Source organism: Caulobacter sp. SSI4214 (assembly GCF_012184455.1).
GTDB classification, from domain to species: Bacteria; Pseudomonadota; Alphaproteobacteria; order Caulobacterales; family Caulobacteraceae; genus Caulobacter; species Caulobacter vibrioides_E.
Genome location: NZ_SZWJ01000004.1, coordinates 78,145 through 97,616 on the forward strand (window position 1 = coordinate 78,145; position 19,472 = coordinate 97,616).

Annotated in this window: 17 protein-coding genes; 6 read left to right on the plus strand and 11 right to left on the minus strand. The window is 67.9% G+C overall.

Annotation, left to right across the window (positions count from 1 at the left end; genetic code table 11):
- Positions 1-24: 24 nt before the first annotated feature.
- Both FCU40_RS02325 and FCU40_RS02330 read right to left on the minus strand, forming a co-directional pair.
- On the minus strand, positions 25-1,968 hold the full coding sequence (locus FCU40_RS02325) for a M1 family metallopeptidase (protein ID WP_168072618.1): 1,944 nt from the start codon (positions 1,966-1,968) through the stop codon (positions 25-27).
- A 158-nt stretch (positions 1,969-2,126) separates the two neighbouring features.
- Positions 2,127-4,121 (minus strand): TonB-dependent receptor, encoded by a 1,995-nt coding sequence (locus tag FCU40_RS02330; protein WP_168072619.1) that lies wholly within the window; start codon positions 4,119-4,121, stop codon positions 2,127-2,129.
- Positions 4,122-4,353: 232 nt separating this feature from the next.
- On the opposite strand from FCU40_RS02330, the gene FCU40_RS02335 reads away from it, so the two are divergent.
- Positions 4,354-5,562 (plus strand): acetyl-CoA C-acyltransferase, encoded by a 1,209-nt coding sequence (locus FCU40_RS02335; protein WP_168072621.1) that lies wholly within the window; start codon positions 4,354-4,356, stop codon positions 5,560-5,562.
- Here FCU40_RS02335 and FCU40_RS02340 read toward each other — a convergent pair.
- Positions 5,559-6,005 (minus strand): limonene-1,2-epoxide hydrolase family protein, encoded by a 447-nt coding sequence (locus FCU40_RS02340; RefSeq protein ID WP_175582055.1) that lies wholly within the window; start codon positions 6,003-6,005, stop codon positions 5,559-5,561. The genes FCU40_RS02335 and FCU40_RS02340 overlap by 4 nt on opposite strands.
- A 72-nt stretch (positions 6,006-6,077) precedes the next feature.
- On the opposite strand from FCU40_RS02340, the gene FCU40_RS02345 reads away from it, so the two are divergent.
- Positions 6,078-6,896, plus strand: coding sequence for an SDR family oxidoreductase (locus tag FCU40_RS02345; RefSeq protein ID WP_168072623.1), 819 nt, complete (start codon positions 6,078-6,080; stop codon positions 6,894-6,896).
- Positions 6,897-6,905: 9 nt separating this feature from the next.
- On the plus strand, positions 6,906-7,292 hold the full coding sequence (locus tag FCU40_RS02350) for a nuclear transport factor 2 family protein (protein WP_004615037.1): 387 nt from the start codon (positions 6,906-6,908) through the stop codon (positions 7,290-7,292).
- 72 nt (positions 7,293-7,364) lie between these two features.
- Here FCU40_RS02350 and FCU40_RS02355 read toward each other — a convergent pair whose 3' ends face one another.
- Positions 7,365-7,775, minus strand: coding sequence for a limonene-1,2-epoxide hydrolase family protein (locus tag FCU40_RS02355; protein WP_004615036.1), 411 nt, complete (start codon positions 7,773-7,775; stop codon positions 7,365-7,367).
- A 440-nt stretch (positions 7,776-8,215) separates the two neighbouring features.
- Here FCU40_RS02355 and FCU40_RS02360 point away from each other — a divergent pair, with 440 nt between their 5' ends.
- From FCU40_RS02360 to FCU40_RS02370, 3 genes are all read left to right on the plus strand, one after another.
- A complete protein-coding gene (locus tag FCU40_RS02360; protein WP_168072625.1) occupies positions 8,216-10,522 on the plus strand; it encodes a TonB-dependent receptor in 2,307 nt (768 codons plus the stop codon).
- A gap of 67 nt (positions 10,523-10,589) precedes the next feature.
- Complete coding sequence (locus tag FCU40_RS02365) at positions 10,590-11,021, plus strand: limonene-1,2-epoxide hydrolase family protein (RefSeq protein WP_168072627.1); 432 nt, start codon at positions 10,590-10,592, stop codon at positions 11,019-11,021.
- Entirely contained in the window at positions 11,018-11,527 is a 510-nt protein-coding gene (locus tag FCU40_RS02370; RefSeq protein WP_168072629.1) for a limonene-1,2-epoxide hydrolase family protein, read from the plus strand. Before FCU40_RS02365 ends, FCU40_RS02370 begins: the two co-directional genes overlap by 4 nt.
- On the opposite strand, the gene FCU40_RS02375 is transcribed toward FCU40_RS02370, so the two are convergent.
- The 7 genes from FCU40_RS02375 to FCU40_RS02405 all read right to left on the minus strand — a co-directional run bounded on the left by FCU40_RS02375 (position 11,524) and on the right by FCU40_RS02405 (position 19,435).
- Positions 11,524-12,495, minus strand: coding sequence for a helix-turn-helix domain-containing protein (locus FCU40_RS02375; RefSeq protein WP_168072630.1), 972 nt, complete (start codon positions 12,493-12,495; stop codon positions 11,524-11,526). The genes FCU40_RS02370 and FCU40_RS02375 overlap by 4 nt on opposite strands.
- 94 nt (positions 12,496-12,589) lie before the next feature.
- On the minus strand, positions 12,590-13,507 hold the full coding sequence (locus tag FCU40_RS02380; protein WP_168072632.1) for a nitronate monooxygenase: 918 nt from the start codon (positions 13,505-13,507) through the stop codon (positions 12,590-12,592).
- 3 nt (positions 13,508-13,510) lie between these two features.
- Entirely contained in the window at positions 13,511-14,320 is an 810-nt protein-coding gene (locus FCU40_RS02385) for a DUF1295 domain-containing protein (protein ID WP_004615029.1), read from the minus strand.
- A gap of 84 nt (positions 14,321-14,404) precedes the next feature.
- Complete coding sequence (locus tag FCU40_RS02390; RefSeq protein ID WP_168072634.1) at positions 14,405-16,195, minus strand: AMP-binding protein; 1,791 nt, start codon at positions 16,193-16,195, stop codon at positions 14,405-14,407.
- A 2-nt stretch (positions 16,196-16,197) separates the two neighbouring features.
- Complete coding sequence (locus FCU40_RS02395; protein WP_004615027.1) at positions 16,198-17,418, minus strand: acetyl-CoA acetyltransferase; 1,221 nt, start codon at positions 17,416-17,418, stop codon at positions 16,198-16,200.
- 44 nt (positions 17,419-17,462) lie between these two features.
- Positions 17,463-18,368 carry an SDR family NAD(P)-dependent oxidoreductase gene (locus FCU40_RS02400; protein ID WP_168072635.1) on the minus strand — a complete coding sequence of 302 codons (906 nt, stop codon included), beginning with the start codon at positions 18,366-18,368 and terminating at the stop codon, positions 17,463-17,465.
- Entirely contained in the window at positions 18,365-19,435 is a 1,071-nt protein-coding gene (locus tag FCU40_RS02405) for a hypothetical protein (protein ID WP_168072637.1), read from the minus strand. Before FCU40_RS02405 ends, FCU40_RS02400 begins: the two co-directional genes overlap by 4 nt.
- Between the last annotated feature and the right edge of the window lie 37 nt (positions 19,436-19,472).

The window sequence follows — 19,472 nt, forward strand, 5'->3', positions numbered from 1 at the left end:
CCATGGATCTTTGTTTGGCCTCGCTCAGGAAGCCGGCTTGAGGCTGTCGTTCGTCCGGTCGCGGTCCGGGAGGCGATGGTCCGGGTCCACCACCGCCTCGGTGACCCGCTCGTGCGTGTCCAGCGTGAAGACGCGCGAACCGCTCTGCATCCAGGCCTCGACCGGGACGCGAAGCTCGGCCTTGCCGCCGCTCGCCAGAGTCACCCGCAAGGTCGCGGGCAAGACCAGCTGGCCGTGGTTCTCGACCGTGACCTTCGCGCCCTTCGCCGGATCGCCATCGACGTAGGCGACGTCGGTGACGGCCAGGTCCAGCGTCCAGTTGTTCGCGTACCAGCCGCGCCAGAACCAGCCGAGATCCTCGCCCCCCGCGCTCTCCATCGCCCGGAAGAAGTCGCTGGGCTTGGGGTGCTTGAACGCCCAGTCGGCGATGAACTTGCGGAACGCCGGGTCGAATCGCTCGGGGCCCAGGATGTCCTCGCGCAGCAGGGTCAGGCCGAACGCCGATTTGAAATAGGTAATCGGGTGGCGGTACTTCTCGCGGATCGTGTCGGCGCGCGACAGAATGGGCGGCGCGTCCAGGTCCTTGAGCAACTCGGCGATCTGCTCGGCCGGCGTCCCCTTGCCTGGCGCGTATTCGCCGTCGCGCTTGGGGCCATAGACGCCGTTCTGGAAGTCATCGGACTCGTAGACGTCGATGAAGGTGTTGAACCCCTCGTCCATCCAGGCGTCGCGGCGTTCGTCGAAACCGACCACCATCGGGAACCAGGTGTGGCCGATCTCGTGGGCGCTGATCCAGAACAGGGTCTTGCCCTTGTCGTCGATCCCGTCGAACACGATGCCCGGATACTCCATGCCGGTGGCCGGACCGGCGACATTGATCGCGTTCGGATAGGGATACGGGAACCAGCGCTTCGAGAACTGCTCGACGGCGTGCTTCATGTATTCGGTCGAGCGGCTCCAGCCCCCCTCGCCCACGCTCTCGGGCGGATAGACCGACTGGGCCAGGGCGGTCTTGCCGTTCGGCAAGTTGATCCGCGCCGCGTCCCAGACGAAACCGCGCGACGCGGTGAAAGCCACGTCGCGGGTGTCGCTCATGTGGAAACGCCAAGTCTTGGTCCCGCTCGCGGCCGGCGTCGCGGCGACCTCCTCGGGCGTGCGGATCATCACGGTCTTATCGCTGCCGGCGGCCTCGGCCAAACGCGCCTGCTGCTGGGCGGTGAGCACGTCCTTGGGATTGGTCAGCGCGCCAGAACCGGCGACGATCATGTCGGCGGGAACGGTCACGGCGTAATCGATGTCGCCGTATTCCAGATAAAACTCGTTGGCCAGGTAGGGCAGCGTGTCCCAGCCCCGCACGTCATCATAGACCGCCATGCGCGGGTACCACTGGGCGATGTCGTAGATCTCGCCGCCGCCCGAGGTTCCCCAGGCCGTTCGCCCGCCGAACAGGCCCGGCACGGTGTAGTGGTAGCGGATCTTGAGCTTCACCTGGCCGCCGGACTTCAGCGGCTTGGCCAGGGTGACCCGCATCCGGGTGTCGTCGACCAGATGCGGCGCGGGCCCGACGCCCTCGATCTCGACCGCCTCGATCACATAGCCCTCCGTGAAGGCCTTGCGCGGTCGGCCAGCCTCGGCGGCGGCGCGGGAGTCCTTGCGGTAGACGTTCTGATCCAGCTGCAGCCACAACATGTCCAGCGTATCGGGGCTGTGGTTGACGTAGGTGATCGTCTCCTCGGCGCTCAACGTCTTGCTGGCCGGATCCAGCCGGGCGTCGATGCGGTAGTCGGCGCGGTTCTGCCAGTAGGCCGCCCCCGGCGCGCCCGAGGCCGAACGCTGGGGACTGGGCGGCGACGGCATCGTGAACGGCGCGAAGGTCTTCAGCGGCGCATAGGCCTCGTCCGCCAGGGCGGCGCCCGCCGCGCCGACGGCCAGGCAAAACAGGCTCACGCCCACGAACAGGTCGCGCATTTTCTCTATCTCCCTTCGACGGCCGCCCCGCCGAGTCGCGGCGAAAGAAGAGACCCTTCCGCCGCCTCCAATCAAGAAACGCCGGCCGGAAAAGCAAATGGGACGCCGGGTTTGCCGCCCGACGTCCCACCTTCCATCCAGACGGGGCCGCGTCCGGTCTAGAACTTGGCGCTCAGCACCACGCGCACGTCACGGCCCGGCATCACCACGGAGTCCTTGTTCAGGGCCGTGGCGTTGCGGATCGTCTCGTCGGCGAGGTTGTGGCCGACCAGCATGAGCTCGATGCCCGGCTTGGCCTTGAACGGCTTCCAGCGGACCTGGGCGTCGACCGAGGTGTACCCGTCGGTCGGCGTGTCGGCGACGCCCACATGGTCCTGCTTGGAGACGGCCATCACCAGGAAGCTGGCGTCGATGGAGTCGTTGGCCCAGTCCAGGCCGCCGCCGATGCGTCCCGGCTGGATGCGCGGCACGTCGCCCGCGCCGGCGGTGAACTTAGCGCGGACATAGTCGCCCAGCACCTGACCCGACAGCTTGCCGTCGCCCAGATCGCTCAGCGGGAAGAAGGCCTTGGCCTCCAGGCCCCAGAAGCGGGCGTCGCGCTGACCGTAGTTCAGCTCCTTCAGGTCGCCCGAACCATTTAGCGCGCAGGTTCCGTCGTCGTCGCACATCCGGCCGGTCAAGCCGCCATAGATGTAATTGCTGAAGTGCGCGGCCCAGGCCGAGGCCTCGATGCGGCCAGCGCCGCCCAGCTTGTAGCGGGCGGTGGCTTCCAGCGAGTTGGCGCGTTCGATCTTCAGGTCGGGATTGCCGGTTTCGAACGTGCCGGGACCGTCGTGCGGCCCTCGGGCAAAGAGTTCGGTCTGGGCCGGGGCGCGCGCGGCCGAGGCGGCCGTCAGGCCCAGGCGCAGGGCGTCGGACGCCTGGTAGCTGAAGCCGGCCGAGACGCTGACCGGGGTATAGCTACGGCGCGTCGGAACGCCGGTGCCTGGCGTGCCGTCGATGCGAACGTGTTCGACGCGGGCCGCGCCTTGGAAATCCAGCGGCCCGACCGGCGCCTCGACGAAGGCGAAGCCGGCGGCGCTGCGGGTGTGAGTGGGCAACAGGTAGTTGGCGCCCTCGCCCAAGGCGCTGAACTTGCGATCCTGGATCTGGACGCCCAGGGCCGAGGCCGACAGCGGCCCCAGCGGGCCGAACAGGGCTTCGGCGCGGCCATCCCACTCCTTGTTGTTGAAGGTCGACTGGACCTCCATCGTGCTGGGGTCGATCTCGCTATGCGTATAGTTCGCGTAGCCGGCGTCGACATTGATCCGCTTCAGGACGCCGTCGCCCACCTTGACCGAGGCGCCGAACGCGCCCTTGTCCTGCTTCATGCTGATGAAGGTGGTGTCCGACGGGATGCCGTAGCGGGCCTCGTAGTGCGTACCGCTGGCGCCGACGCGGCTGTCGTCCCCGAAGAAGTAGGACGCGCCGCCCGAATAGCCGTTGCCGTGGAACCAGGAATTGGGCTGGACGCCGTCCGGGGTGTCATAATTGCTCGCGCGACGGCCGAAGCCATCCAGGTGCACGGCGAACGGACCCTGGCCCGCGTCGATCATGACCGTGCCCTCGCCCGTGCTGGAGGCCGAGCCATAAGCGCTCGTGACCTCGCCCTCGATGCCGTCGATCGGCTTGCGCGGTATGCGGTTGTTGATGACGTTGACCACGCCGCCGATCGCCTGGCTGCCATAGCGCAGGGTGGCCGCGCCGCGCACGACCTCGATGTCCTGGGCGGCCAGAGGATCGATCGGCACGCCGTGGTCGGGACCGACGTCCGAGACGTCCGAACTGGAGAGGCCGTTTTCGGCCAGCTTCACGCGTTGGGCGTCCATGCCGCGGATCACCGGACGGCTGGCGCCGGCCGCGAAGCCCGTGCCCGCCACGCCGGGCAGATTACGCAGCGCGTCGGCCAGACTGGCGCCGCCATTGCTCAGCACCTGATCACGGTTGACCTGTTCGACGATGGTGGCGAAGCGATCGGGATCCCCGGCCAGGGGCGAGGCGGTGATCACCACCTCCGACACGGAATGGCCAAGATCCTGCGCTCGGACTCCGCCCGCGTAGGCCAGCAGAATCCCGGCGCTGGACGCCGTCAACAACATCGAACGCAGCCGCATATGGCTTCTCCTAAAAACAAGCCACGCCTTATTATGTTATACCGTAACATTGGCAAGCGCGCGTTTGCGGGAATGTGCGAGCCCGGAGCTTGTGATGCTTTTCGGTCACGCCGCGCCCTCCGCGCGGGCAAATAGCGGCGATCGGCACGACGCGATCGGCATTGCCTGATTAATCTCGTTATGCAAGCTACCGGCGAGGGCAAGACACGCCCAGACTCGCCAAGGCCATTCCATGGATGTGTTCATCTTCGACGCCGTCCGCGCCCCGCGCGGCAAGGGACGCCCTGACGGTTCGCTGGCCGGCCTGAAGCCCGCGGGTCTGATCGCCCAGTTGGTCGAGGCCCTGAAGGCGCGAAACGGGGACGAGGCCTTGGACACGATCGACCATTTCACTCTCGGCTGCGTGACCCAGAGCGGACCGCAAGGCGGGCACCTGGCCCTGGCGGCGCGGATCCTGGCAGGCCTCCCCGACACGGTCTCCTGCCTGACCATCAACAACTTCTGCGTCTCGGGCCTCAGCGCGATCGCGGACGCCGCCCGGCGGGTGGCGACGGGCCAAGCCCAGCTGGCCCTGGCCGGCGGCGTCGAGAGCATGTCCCAATCGCCGTTTCTCTCCGACAAGGCCGACTTCTACAGCGACATGGATCTGGCCAGGCGGATGGGATGGGTTCCCGTCGGTCTGGCGGCCGACCTGCTGGCGACCCGCGAGGGCCTGTCCCGCGAAAGCCTCGACGCGGCCGTGCTGCGCTCGCACCGCCGCGCCGCAGCGGCCTGGAGCACCGGCCGATACGCCGGACGCGTCATCGCCATGCGCGGCGCCGATGGCGAGACGGTCCTGGATCGAGACGAGAATATCCGCGACTACGGCGACGGCTCGACCCTGGCCCGGCTGCCGCCGGTGTTCCAGGCGGTCGGCGCCCAGGGCTATGACGACATTCTGCTGGGCGCCCTCCCCGATCTCGACGAGGTCCGGCACCTGCATTCCATCGCGCATTGCCCGCCGATCTCCGATGGCGCGGCCCTGACCCTGGTCGGCTCGGCGGAGGCCGGACGGCGGCTGGGCCTGACGCCCCTGGCGCGGATCCGCGCGCTCGGCGAAGCGGCCGGCGACCACGTGCTGCAGCTGACGGCTGGTCCGACGGCGATGGACAAGGCGCTCGGCGCCGCCGGCCTTCGCTTGGATCAGGTCGGCGTGGCCGAGGTGATGGAAGCCTTCGCCGCCGTGCCGGTACTGTTCGAGCGCGACCGCGACTACGACCCCGACCGCCTCAATCCCAATGGCGGCCATCTGGCCATGGGCCATCCGATGGGCGCGACCGGCGCGATCCTGACGACGACCCTGCTGGACGACATGGCCCAGTTCGACGCCGAGACCGGCCTCGTCGTGGCGACCGGCGGCGTCGGCGTCGGGGCGGCGATGGTGCTGGAGCGGGCGGGTTAAGGCTCGCCCTTCAGCGCCTTCTCCAGGCTGGCCCGATCATAATACTCGCGCCATTCCTTGACCTTGCCGCCGCGAATGTCGAGGACGCCCACGACCGGCACGGCGCCTGGATGGCCGTTGTAGGTGAAGCGGTCGGTGCGCTCCATGAACACCAGGCCGTCGATCACGCCGATATGGGCGACGTCCAGCGTCACCCCGTCCGGCGCGCCCTTTCCCAGGGCGGCGATGCGCGCGTAGATCGCCTCGCGGCCGTTGACCGGCGGCAGCATCATCGACTTCAACGACCCGTCCTCGGCGAACAGATCGGCGACCTTGCGCCAATCGGCCACCTTCCAGGCGTGGATCATCTCTCGCGCCGTGGCCAGGCGGCTGGCGTCGGTATCTTGCGCGTGGGCCGAGCCCGCCATCAAGGCCAAGACCAAAAGCGCTCCCGCGATCTTCATGCGTCCTCCCGAATTATTCGCCGTTCTGACGTGACGGCATCACTTGCATAACAAGACCATGATGCTAGGGTCATGACAAGACGCCAGCCAAGACGCCCGAGCCGACGACGGCGCAGGGAGGAAACAGGAAGCATGGATATCAAGGACAGCGTCGCCCTGATCACGGGCGGCAATCGCGGGATCGGCGAGGCGTTCGTCCGCGCCTTCCTCACGGCCGGCGCGGCCAAGGTCTATGTCGGCGCGCGCGATCCGGCTAACGCCGCGCACCTGGTCGCCGAGGGCCAGGGCAAGGTCGTGGCGGTCAAGCTGGACGTCAGCGACGCCAGCACGATCGAGGCCGCCGCGGCTCAGTGCCAGGACGTCACGATCGTGGTCAATAACGCCGGCCAGTTCTCGATGCAGACGCTGATGAAGGCGCCGGACCTGAGCGCGGCGCGCGGCGAGATGGAGGTCAACTATTTTGGCCCCCTGACCATGGCCCGCGCCTTCGCGCCGATCCTGGCCAAGGCCGGCAAGAGCGCGATCGTCAACGTGCTGTCGGCCGGCGGCATCGTCGCGGTGCCGGGCATGGGCGGCTACAGCCCGTCCAAGTTCGCGGCGCGCGCCATGAGCACCTGCCTGCGCGCCGAGCTCCTGCCCCAGGGCACCAATGTCGTGGCCTTGATCGTCGGCTCGGTCGACACGCGCATGGCCAGCCACGTCGAGGGCTTCAAGGAAACCCCGGCCACGATCGCCGAGGCGGGCCTGAAGGCGATCAAGCGCGAGGCGGACGAGGTCGACACCGACTTCATGGCCATCGACGTCCGCGCCAATCTGGCTCGCGACCCCAAGGGCCTCGAAGTCTCCATGCGCCGCTCGCTGCTGGGCGAGCGCGTCACCACCGGCCGCTGAGGAGCCGATATGTCAAAGCCCGACTATGTGGATTTCGCCAAGCGTTTCGTGGCCGCCATCCAGGATGGCGACGGCGAGGCCGTGCGCGCCTTCTACGCTCCCGACGCCAAGCTCTGGCACAATACCGACAATATCGAGCAGACCGTCGACCAGAACCTGAAGGTGCTGGCGTGGTTCGTGAAGACCCTGCCCGATCGCTTCTACCGCGTGCTGCGCGTCGAGGCCCTGCCCGACGGCTTCGTGCAGCAGCACATCCTCGAGGCCACCCTGCCAAACGGCGAGAAGTGGGCGATGGACGCCTGCGTCGTGGTCAAGATCGAGAACGGGCTGATCACTCGCCTGGACGAATATCTCGACTCCGCCAAGTCGGCCCAGCTGCGGCCCTTCGGCCGCTAATTCCACTCCGCTTCTCTACTCTGCCTCGCGACCTGGGCGGACACTTGCGTGTCCGCCCTTTTTCGTAGCGGTTCAGTGGCGCGAAGATTGATCAAAGTCGGTGGTCAGACCCATCGCCTTCAGCAGGTGGGCGCGGTCGTAATACTCGCGCCAGACCTTGATCAGGTCGCCATCGAACTCCAACACCCCGACCACGGGCGTGGAGCCGTACTTGCCTCGAATGGTGAAGGTGTCGGTGCGCTCGACGAACAGGACCTCGCCGACGACGCCAATGTTGTGGATCTTCAGCTCGATCGACTCCAGCCCGTCGGACAGCGCGTGGACGCGCTTGTAGATCGCCTCCCGCCCGACCACGGGCTCGACCATCATCGAATGCAGTACGCCGTCAGGCGTGAACATGTCGGCGATCTTGCGCCAGTTCTGGGTGTTCCAGGCCTCGACCATTTCGAGCCCCAGGGCGACCTTGCGATCGGTGTTTGGCATTTTCCTCTCCATTGGTTCGCGGCGCGCCCTCGGCGCTCATAAGCTTGCATATCGATACTTATTGCGACGGGGGACTCTCTGTCGATGGGAGAACGCGCATTTCCGGCGCCACATCGACGCTCCGGTACGCGCCCGCAAATAGCGACTTGCGTTACGAGACTAAACGGGCAATTCTCCTATTCAGAGGCCAAATTAGAACAACAACGGTACAGGGAGGAGCGTCCGGCTGGGTTTCACGGCGCGCGGCAGAGCGTTCCTTTCTCGCCGCCCCATCGAGCAAGCGTCTCGGCTTATGCAAGCTTCTGATCCAGGCCTTGATCAGAACCGCTCGACCCCAACCGTCGCCCCGAAATTCGAGAACAACTCGCCGCGCGGCGAGCATCGACATCAGGCGGGCCCGAAGACCGAACGACGGCGCGGCCCAACGACGGGGAGGTCATATGAAACTGTCTCAATCCGCATCCGTGCTGGCCCTGCTGGCGGGGGCCAGCCTGGCCGTCCCAGCCTTCGCCGCGACCCCGCCTTCTCCGGAAAAGGGCCAAAACACCCTGGAAGAACTGGTGGTCACCGCCCAGAAGCGCGAGGTGAACCTGCAGCAGGCGCCGCTGTCGATCTCGGCCGTCGCGGGCGAAGCCCTGGCGCGCAACAAGATCATGAATTCCGAGGATCTGGGCCACGCCACCGTTGGCCTGTCCTTCACCCAGAACTCGCCGCAGGCCCTGGAGCTGAACATCCGCGGCGTGGTCAACACCCGCCTTTCCGCCCCCACCGCGGACCAGTCGGTCTCGACCTTCGTCGACGACGTCTATGTCAGCCGCTCGGGCAATCTGAACACCTCGTTCTACGACACCGACCGCATCGAGCTGATCCGGGGACCGCAGGGCGTGGTGCTGGGCAAGAACGTCGCCGGCGGCGCCATCAGCGTCATCTCGGCCGCCCCGCAATTCGATTATGGCGGCCATGTCGCCGTCACCCTGGGCAACTACAATCTGCAGCAGACCACGGGTCACGTGACCGGCCCGATCACCGACAGCCTGGCCGGCCGCCTGTCGTTCCAGACGATCAACCACTCCGGCTACGCCAAGGACATCCTGCACGATGTCGATCTGGAGAACCTCGACTCCAAGCAGATCCGCGGCCAGTTGCTCTACAAGCCGGAAGGCAGCGACCTGCGCGTTCGCTTCATCGCCGACTACAACTGGGACACCAGCAATGGTCCCAACCGCGTCGGCATGGGCGAGACCACCTGCACCACCGCCGCGCAGTGCTTCGCGCCCTGGTACAAGGCGCGGCTGGCCATCGCCGCCTTGCGGGGAGGCCTGTCGATCCGCGAGAGCCTGCCGACCTGGCCGCAGTATCAGGGCGACGCCGCGCCGACCCGCCAGCGCGTTCAGCACGAGTCCGCCAGCTTCATCCTGAAGGTCGACAAGGACATCACGCCCGATATCGGCTTCACCTCGGTGACCGGTTATCGCGGCGGCCAGGCCTTCACGATGTACGACCAGTCGGGCGTCGGCCCGACCAACGGCTACGGCGTCATCACGCCCCTGCTGTTCGCCGAACCGGTCAGTTTCGTCGAGGACATCGCCCAGTTCACCCAGGAATTCCGCCTGACCTCGCACTATAAGGACAGCCGTTTCGACTGGATCCTCGGGGCCTTCTACCTGCACAACAAGGTGCATCAGCTGAACCACTTCTGGGGCGAGAGCACGGTGCTGGCGGCTCTGTCCGGCGAGAGCCTTTGGGACGACCATGGCCTGAACCGCGACCTCGCTGCCTTCGCCCAGCTTGGCTACAAGTTCACCGACACCCTGAAGCTGGAAGCCGGCGTCCGCTACACCACCGACAAGAAGAGCGGGACCCAGCTGGGCAAGGCCATCGCGCTGGGCGATCGGTTCAAGCCGAACGACACCACGCCCCTAACGCCTCTGACCGACGCGGCCGGCTTCTCGACGCCGTATGGCGAGAAGTGGTCGAAGGTCACGCCGCAGGCCACCCTGACCTGGACCCCGACGGCGGACCTGATGACCTATCTAACCGTTTCGGTCGGCTTCAAGGGCGGCGGCTTCCAGAACGACGCGCCCAACGCCTTCGCCGCCCGCCAGGCCTATCGGCCGGAGTCGGTCACCAACTACGAGGCCGGCTACAAGTGGGAGTTCCTGAACCGCCGCGCGCGGTGGAACACCTCGGTGTTCTTCATGGACTATACGGACCTGCAGGTGCAGCGCACCGACGGCACCTGCCTCTGCAACGTCATCGCCAACGCCGGCGCGGCGGAGATCAAGGGCGTCGAGAGCGAGTTCCAGATCGCCCCAGCCCACGGCGTGCGCCTATGGCTGGGCGGTTCGGTGCTGAACGCCAAGTACACCGACTATGTCGATCCGGTGACGAAGATCTCGTACAATAACCTCTTCATGCAGCGGACACCCAAGTACCAGGTTTCGGCCGGCGTCGAATACACGACCAGCGTCCTGGGCCTGGAAGACGCCCTGCAGTTCCGACTGGCCTACAAGAAGCAAGGCAAGCTCTACTGGGCCCCCGACAACGTCCAGACCGAAAAGCCCTACGGCCTGCTCGACGGGCGCATCACCTTGGCGCCGCCGGACAAACCCTGGTCGGCGTCGATCTGGGCGCGGAACCTCGGCGACAAGGTCTATCGCACCAATATCATCGACATCCTGGGCGACGCGGTGTCCTCGTTCGGCCCGCCCCGCACCTTCGGCGTCGAACTCGCCACCAAGTTCTAGACGTCCCGTCCCGAGCGCCGGTCGCCTCGTCGCGCCCGGCGCCCCCTTCCTTCCCGAGCGGAGTGACATGGCTCGATTGTTTTCCATCCTCTCCGAGGTGATCGCCGCTTGGCAGGCCAAGGATGTCGAGGCGGTGCTGGCCCACATGGCCGACGACATCGTCTGGCACTACGCCGCGCCGGGCATGCCGCCGGTGCGGGGCAAGGCTGGGGCCGAGAAGCTGCTTCGGCGCTTCCAGGCCGACATGCACGACATCCAGTGGCGGATCTTCAACCACGCTGAGGCCGGGAACCTTCTGTTCCTGGAGGGCGTCGACGACTACCGCACGACCGACGGCAAGCGCATGGCCGTGCCCTATGCCGGCGTGCTGGAGTTCCAAGGCGACCTGATCATCGGCTGGCGCGACTATGTCGACCTGGGCGTCATCGCCGCCCAGAAGGCCGGTGAGCCCTTCACCGCGCAGGTTGAGACCCTGCTCGCGCGGAAGGCCGACCGATGACACCGCACCGCCGCGCCTTCGTCGCCGGCGCCCTGGGCCTGGCCACTGTCCCCACCCTGGCGAAAGCAACCGTTCCCATGACCAAGTTCCAAGTGCTCGAAGCCGTCATCGCCGCCTGGAAGAAGCAGGACGTCGAGGGTGTTCTGGCCCACGTCACCGACGACATCGTCTGGCGCAACTCAGGCGGTTTCGCGCCGGCGATCCGAGGCAAGGCGGCGATGCGCCAGGCGCTGACCGCCATGGCCGCCAAGATCAAGACCAACGCCTGGCGGATCTTCGACTACGCCGAGAACGACCACCGCCTGTTCATGGAAGGGGTGGATGAGTTCTGGTTCCACACCGGCGAGCACATCGCCATCCCCTACGCCGGCAGCCTGGAGTTCCGGGGCGAGCTGATCCGCGAGTGGCGCGAGTATTTCGACGGCCGCCTGAGCATCGCCATGAAGAACGGCGAGCCGCTCTCCGACGAGGTCAAGGAGATGATCGGGCGCCCCGTGGCCCGCTAAACCCCGTCGGCGGCAGGCGCGCGCACCGTATCGAGATTGGCCGGCTCGCCGCACTGGTCGCAGACGATCTGGGGGTCCAGCGGGTGTCCGCAGGCAAGATGGCGCAGGATCAGCGGCGCGCCTTCCGGCTTGGCCAGCCAGCGGTCGCCCCAGCGGTTCAGCTCGATGATCAGCGGGTGCAGCCCCCTGCCCTCCTCGGTCAGCCGGTATTCCCAGCGGTCCGGGCGCGTCTGGTAGAGGTCGCGCCGCAGCACGCCCAGTTCAACCAGTCGCGCCAGCCGATCGGCCAGGATGTTCGGCGCGATGCCCATCGCCTCCTGGAATTCGTTGAACCGCCGACGCCCCAGGAAGGCCGAGGCGATCACATGACTGGTCCAGCGGTCGCCAAGCACCTGAAAGGCCCGGTCCAGCATCGGATTGCCCCGATTCAGCCCCTCGGACGGCACGATCGAGCGGCGCTGGACGCGAGGCGGCGGCGAGGGTTCGTAGCCCGCGCCCGGCCCGGGCTCGCCGACCACATCGCGCGGTCCGACCGGCTGGCGACAGCAACCGCAACGCAGTTGGGGCGTGAACTCGGCCCCACAGCTATGGCGCAGTCGGTGGATCGGGTTGCACGGATCGAAGAACCAGCGTCGCTCCCAGCCGATCAGCGCCAGGGCCACGCTGTAGAGGTCCCGCCCCATCTCGGTCAGGCGGTATTCGTGCCAGGTGGGGCGCTCGGCATACGGTCTCTTGACCAGAACGCCCGCGGCCTGAAGGCGCTTGAGGCGGTCCGTCAACAGGCTGCGCGCCAGACCGATCCGTCCCTGGAAATCGTCGAACCGCCGCACGCCCGAGAACGCCAGGTACAGGATCATCAGGGTCCAGCGGTCGCCGAGGATGTTCAGCGCGCGCGTCGCGGAGTTGGCCTGCACGAGTTGGTTCAGGGCGCGGGGCGCTTGGCTGTCCCCGCTGCTATCTTCCGCCATGGCGACCCAGGTTCGGCGGGGCGCGTCGTTCGCCCCGGTTGACCGTCTGTACGCAGAACCCGGCGCGGGCGCAAACGGTCGCGCCGGCGCCGCCTCATCGCGCCCGCGCCTGGGCGTAGTCCTTGGCCAGGTCGTCGACGATATCGGCGATCGGCTCGATGCCCCGCACCGCGCCGACGCCGTGGCCCGCCGACCAGACGTCCTTCCAGCGCTTGGCCGTCTCCTCGGGCCGCCCCAGCTTGATCTCCGCCTTGCCGGTCAGCATCGCCGGGTCGAAGCCGGCGGCGGCCAAGCTCTGGCGCAGCCAGTTGGCCGGGATGCCGGTCAGGGCGGCCGAGGTGACGATGTCCTCGATCTCGGCCTCGACCAGCATCCGCTTATAGGCCGGGTCGGCGATGCTCTCGGCGCAGGCGATCAGCCGGGTGCCCAGATAGGCCAGATCCGCGCCCAGCAGCTCGGCCGCGCGGATCGCCCGTCCCTGCCCGATGCCGCCGCCCAGCACGATGACGCCGTCGAAGATCTCGCGCACCGCCGGGGCGAAGGCGAAGGCGGCCAGCGGGCCGGTGTGGCCGCCGGCGCCGGAAGCCACCAGCACGAGCCCGTCGACGCCCGCCGCCGCGGCCTTGCGGGCGTGGGTCAGAGAATTGACGTCGGCGAACACCAGCCCGCCATAGCCCTTCACGGCGTCCACCACGCCGCTGGGCGCGCCCAGAGCCGTGATGACGATCGGCGGCCGATGCTTGAGGATCAGCGCCATTTCCTCGTCGCGGCGCGCATAGGAGCCGTGGACCATCACATTGACGGCCCAAGGCGTCCCAGGCTCCAGCGCGCCGCCGATCTGGGCCAGCCAGGCGTCGAAGTCCTCCAGCGTGCGGGCGTTGTTGGCCGGGAACGAACCGATGATTCCCGCGCGGCAGGCGCCCAGCACCATGTCGACGCCCGAAACCAGGAACATCGGGGCGGCGATGGCGGGGATGCGCAGCCGGTCGGCGATGGCTTGAGGCAGGGCCATCGCTCAGACGCTCTCCGGACGCTTGGGCGGCCAGGGGAAAAAGCCCGAGGTGCGGCGCATATAGTCCTCATAGCCGGGCTTCTTGCGCTTCATGCGGCCTTCGACGGTCGGCACGCCGCTCCAACGGGTCAGGGTGAAGACCAGCCACGCCGGACCGATCACCGACAGCGCGCCGATCGGCGTCGTCGCGGCCATCACCCACAGCCCGAACCAGACACAGGCGTCGCCAAAATAGTTCGGGTGACGCGTATAGCGCCACAGACCCTTGTCCATCACCTGGCCGGCGTTGGCGGGGGTCTTGCGGAACCGCACCAGCTGCCAGTCGGCGACGCTCTCGAAGATCAGGCCGAAGATCGCCAGGCCGGCGCCGGCCAGGCCCTGCGGTCCCAAGGTCGCGGGCGCGCCGGACAGCTGGCCCAGCTGCACCGGAAGGCAGACCAGCCATAGCAGCGGCATCTGCAGCGCGAACACCAGGCGGAAGGCGGCGTAGCCATAGCCCCAGCCACGCTCGGCCTTGGCCTTGTCCAGCATCCGGACATAGCGGCCGTCGGGCCCATGATCGCGCCAACGCCACAGCATGTAGCCGCCCAGGCGCAGCGCCCACGCCACGCAGATCGCGGTCATCGCCATACGATGCGGCGTGCCGCCGCCGGTCTGGACATAGGTCGAAATCGCCACCGCCCCCATGCCCAGCCCCCACAGGCTGTCGACGGGCGTGCAGTCGCGTTGGGCCACGCAGATCGCCCAGGCCGCGACGAACAGGGCCAGGATCACCCCGGCGTTGACGATCGGTATCAGCAGGTAGTCCGGCATGAAATCTCCCCCGACGCCGCGCTCTCGCCGACGTCATGTTCTTCGTTCAAGCTTATGATCGATCGCGTGAAATTCGAGACGATCTCAGGAAAGGTCGATCACCCCGGCGTCGGGGCTTTCGGCGAACAGGCGCTCGACCTCGCCGACGCGCCGGTCGATGACCGCGCGTCGATTGATCGTGCCCTTGTCCGAGATCTCGTGGGCGTTGGCGTCTGGCGGCGTGGTCAGGACCAGGGCTCGGCGCACCCGCGCGGCGCCGCCTGTTTGGCCGGCGTTGAAGGCCCGCAGCCGCTCGGCGATATCCGCTGGATCAACCTCGCCCTTGGTCCACAGCATCACGCCCAGATAGGGCCGGCCGTCGTCGCACAGCACCAGGTCCGTGACGTGCGGCGACAGGGCGCGCAGCAGCCCCTCCCGCAGCGCGCCGCCATATACCCAGGTTCCGCTGGACAGCTTGAACTCCTCGGCCGCGCGGCCGGCGAAGGCCAGGCCCTGGGTCGGATCGTTCGGGTCGTGGAACACCGCAAGGTCGCCGGTGCGGTAATAACCCTCGTCGTCGAACGCCGCCGCGGTCTTTTCCGGTTCGTCCAGATACCCGGCCGTGACCTGCGGGCCCTTCACCCGAACCTCGTACCGGTCGCCGACAGGCCATAGCTTGACGATCGCGCCCGGGGCCGGAAGGCCGATGCCGACCTTGTCGCTCTCGAAGTGAATGACCATGAAAGCCGAGACGGTCTCGGTCATGCCGTAGCCGCTGGTCATCATGATCCGGTGGCCGGTCTCGGCCACGGCCATGGCCTGCAGGCGGTCATGGACGCTCTGCGACAGGCCCGCGCCGCCATACAGCATCAGCCGCATGTCCTTGAAGAAGGCGGTCCGCAGCACCGGATCACGCTCCAGGGCGTCGACCAGCATGGCGTAGCCCAGCGGCACATTGTTGAAATAGCGGACCGAGATCTCACGCAGATTGGCGATCGAGGTCTCGAATAGACCGGGCGCGGGCTTGCCGTCGTCGATGTAGAGCACACCGCCCTCCAGCAGGGTCGCCCGCAACACGAAGGCGCCGGCGGCGTGGTGCCAGGGTAGCCAATCCAGCATGACGCTATCCCAGCCGGCCGCCTTGCCGATGGTCTGGATGCACTGGGTCGTGTTGGCGGCCAGGTTGGCGAAGGTGATCGGCACCACCTTGGGCAGGCCGGTCGAGCCCGAGGTCAGCATCAGCAGCGCGCGATCCTCGGGGCGCAAGCTGGCGATGAGGGCGTCGACCTCGGCGGTCACGGGCGTTTCCAGGATGGCGTCATAAGCGATGGCCGGCTTGTCCAGGCCTTCCGGGTCGCCGGTGACGATCACCGCCCCGCCAAGGTTGAGCGCCGACAAGGCGGCCGCGCAAGCCTTTGTATTCTCGGCGAAGATAACGCCCGGCTTCACCTTATCGATGACATGGGCCAGGCGGCCGTAGTCGCCGCCCAGGGCGGCGTAGGTCGTGCTGACCGGGCAGGCGCTCCGGCCGGAAGCCAGGGCCGCGAAGCTGATCACCGCGAACGCGCGGGTATTGCCGGCCAGGATCAGCACCGGCCCCTTTTCCGGACGGTCGATCAACCACTGGGTCGCCGCGTCCATGTCGCGCTTCAGATCGGCGAAGCGGGTGTAGGACCACTGGCCGTCCGCGCCGCGATGGGCCAGGGCCGGCCGGTCGCCGCTCTTGGCCGCCCGCTCGGCGAAGGCGCGCGGCAGGTTGGGATCGTGCGGCGCCAAGGGCACGCGGGAGCGGATCAGGATCGCGCCGTCGGCGCGGCGCTCGACGTCAAGGTCGACCGGCATCAGGTCGGTCGGCCGGAACGGCGCCAGGCGCGGCTTTTCCAGGATGTCGACCATGGTCAGACCCCCACGACCAGGCTGACCGTCGTGGTGGTCGATCCGCCGATGTTCAGGGTCTGGCAGGTCTTGGCGCCTTCGACCTGATAGTCGCCGGCCTGGCCGGTGACCTGCTTGAAGGCGTCCAGGGCCATGCGAACGCCGGTTGCGCCGACGGGATGGCCCAGGCCGATCAGCCCGCCGGACGGGTTGATCGGCAACTTGCCGCCGATCTCGATATCGCCCGCCTCGATCGCCTTCCAGGACTCGCCCGGCGCGGTCAGGCCCAGATGATCGATGGCCATGTATTCGGTGGCGGTGAAGCAGTCGTGGGTCTCGACCACGTCGATCTGGCCAAGGTCGGTCACGCCCGCCCTCGCCCGCGCGTCCTCGATCGCCCGACGCACCTGCGGGAAGACATAGGGGTTGTCGGCGCTCGCCCGCACCTTGGTCCCGTATGAGATCGGCGCCGAGCGATGGCCCCAACCCTTGATGCGCGGCAAACTCTCCAGCGAAACGCCGCGCTTGGCGGCGTATTCGGCGGCGCGCGTCTCGGACGCCAGGAAGATCACGGCCGCGCCATCGGTCACCTGGCCGCAATCCTGCTTGCGCGTGCGCCCCTCGACCACCGGATTGAACTCGTCGTTGGCGGTGAAGCTCTTGTCGTTGAACGCCCACTGCCGCGTCTGGGCGTTGGGATTGCGCTTGCCGTTGGCGAAATTGATCTCGGCGATGCGCATCAGATGCTCGTACTTCAGGCCATAGCGGCGGTCGTACTCGTCGGCGAGATCGGAGAAGGCCCTGGGCCAGAGGTAGGTGGCGTCCTGGAACTCGTGGCCGGTCCAGGCGGCCGCGCCCAGATATTCGGCCGCGCGCTGGCCGGGCACGTTGCGCATCTGCTCCAGGCCGACCACGCAGGCCAGGTCGTAGCGGCCGGCCTCGATCTCGGCGCTGGCGGCCAGGATGGCGACCGAGCCCGAGGCGCAGGCCGCCTCGTGCCGCGCGGTCGGCAGGCCGTCGAAGTCGGGATGCACCTGCCCGAAGAAGCCGCCCAGCAGGCCCTGGTTGGCGAACAGCTCGGCGACGAAATTGCCGACGTGCCCGCTCTCGACGTCCTTGGCGTCCAGGCCCACGGCCTCGAGGCCGTTCTCGACCGCCTCGGCGAAGCCGTCGACCACCTCCATGCCCTCGCGCGCCCAGTTGCGGGAGAAGTCGCTCTGCCAGCCGCCCAGAATGTAGACCATGATCGTTTCCTCACCCTGCGCGCGGCGTCCGCCGCGTCGTTGTTTCAATCCCGAAGTTCCGGCCTGGCGCGCAACGCCGGCCGGCCGTCCATGAAGGCGGCGAAGGCCTGATGCGCGTCCTCGTAGGTCTCGCGCGGCCCGTCCGCGAGCGCGAGGCGAACCGCCGCGCCAGTATCGTCGGTCAGCAGCACCGGCGGTCCCTCGACCGCCCAGGCCGCGCGCAGGCGCCCGCCGCCCGAGATCAGAGTCTGTCCGCTGATGTCGCAGGCTTCGCTGACCAGCCAGGAGACCAGCGGCGCGACGTCGGCCGGATCCATCCGCTCGGCCAGCGGCGCCGACAGGTGGGGCGTGGTCATCGCCGTCGCCGCGTAGGGGGCGATGGCGTTGATCATCAGGCCGCGCTGCCGCCCCTCGACGGCCAGGCCTCGCACGAGGCCGATCAGCGCGGCCTTGGACGAGGCGTAGGCCGCCATGCCGTCGCCGCCGTGCAGTCCCGCCGAGGAGGCGCTGAGCACGATGCGTCCGGCCGGCGCGGCGCACAGCGCGCTCCAGGCGGCGTGGACCAGATAGAAGGCCCCCTGGAAATTGATGTCGAAGACGCGCTGGAAGTCTTCGGCCGTCTGGCGATGCAGGCGCGCGGTCTGGGGCACGCCGGCGTTGGAGACCACCGCATCCAGCCGACCAAATGTCGAGAGCGCCAGGTCCACCAAGGCCCGACCGGTCTCGGCCAGCTCGGCCTCGCCATGATCGGCGATAGCCTGGCCGCCCAGAGCGCGGATCTCGGCGACCACCGCCTCGGCGGAGGACGGCTGGGCCCTATCCGTCCATCGGTTGTTGACGACCACCCGCGCGCCCCGCCGCGCCAGGTCCAGAGCGTAGGCCCGCCCCAGGCCCTTGCCGGCCCCGGTGACGATGACGACCCGCCCCTCAAGATCCGCGCCGCCGGTCATGCCAGCGCCCTCCGGTCTGGGTTCAACCGGAACGGCGTGGCCAGCGGCCGGGTCACCGGACCGGGCTCGGCGGCGCAAACCACGGGAATGGCGTTGATGACGCTGCCCGCCACCGCCCACTGCTCGGCCGTGGTCGGCGTCCTGTCCTCGGGATGCTTATCGAGATCGACAGCGATGCGCACGCCCGGCCGCCCCTGGATCTTGAGCCGCCATAGCGGCGGATCGGCCTCGTCCAGATGGGCCGGCTCCATGAACCAGTGGATCGACATGATCAGCCGCCGATCGCCCTCGGCGTGGCCGATCCACCGCCAGTTCACATGCGCCACGCGCCCTTGCGCAATCGTACCCGCCGCGACCTCAAGCGCTTCGGTCGCGCCAAACACCCGGTGCTCGGTAACGATGCGCGAAAGGGACAGGCCCATCGACTTGGCCATCGCCGACAGGGTTTCGGCGTACATGCCGTTCAGCGATGAGGCGGGTCCCCAGGCGGGATCGTTCGGATCGACCTTGGCCGGATCCGAGCCAAAGCCCAGGACGTCGAAAACATATTCGGGGCTGCGCACCGCGCGGCAGTCGACGCTCTCGACCACCTCGATGGCGTCGATGTCGGCGCAGATCCCGCTGGCGACGACCGCCAACTGCTCGGCCGCGAAACCGGGGTTGAGGCCCGCGCCCATCAGGCTGGCTCCGCCCTTGCGACAGGCCGCTTCCAACGCCGCCAACCGCTCGCCCCGCCAGGCGAGGGGATCGCTATAACCGTTGATACTGATGACGTTCTTGCCACTTTCCAGCAGGCGCAGGATTTCGGCGTCGTGCGAGCCGTAAGGCGGCGCCAGGCGCGCGCAGTGGATCACGACGTCCGCGTCCAGGGCTAGGATCGTTTCGACGTCTGTGGTCGCCAGGACGCCGGTCGCCGGGCGCTTGGCGATATCGCCCGCGTCCCGCCCCGCCTTGGCCGCGCCATACACATAGAGACCCACGAGCGTCATGTCGGGATGGTCCAGAACCGCCCGCAGACAGGTCTTGCCCATGGCGCCCGTGGCCCACTGGATGACGCGAAACGTCATGCCTCCTCCCTTGTTGGAGAAAGCTTAGACCGGATAG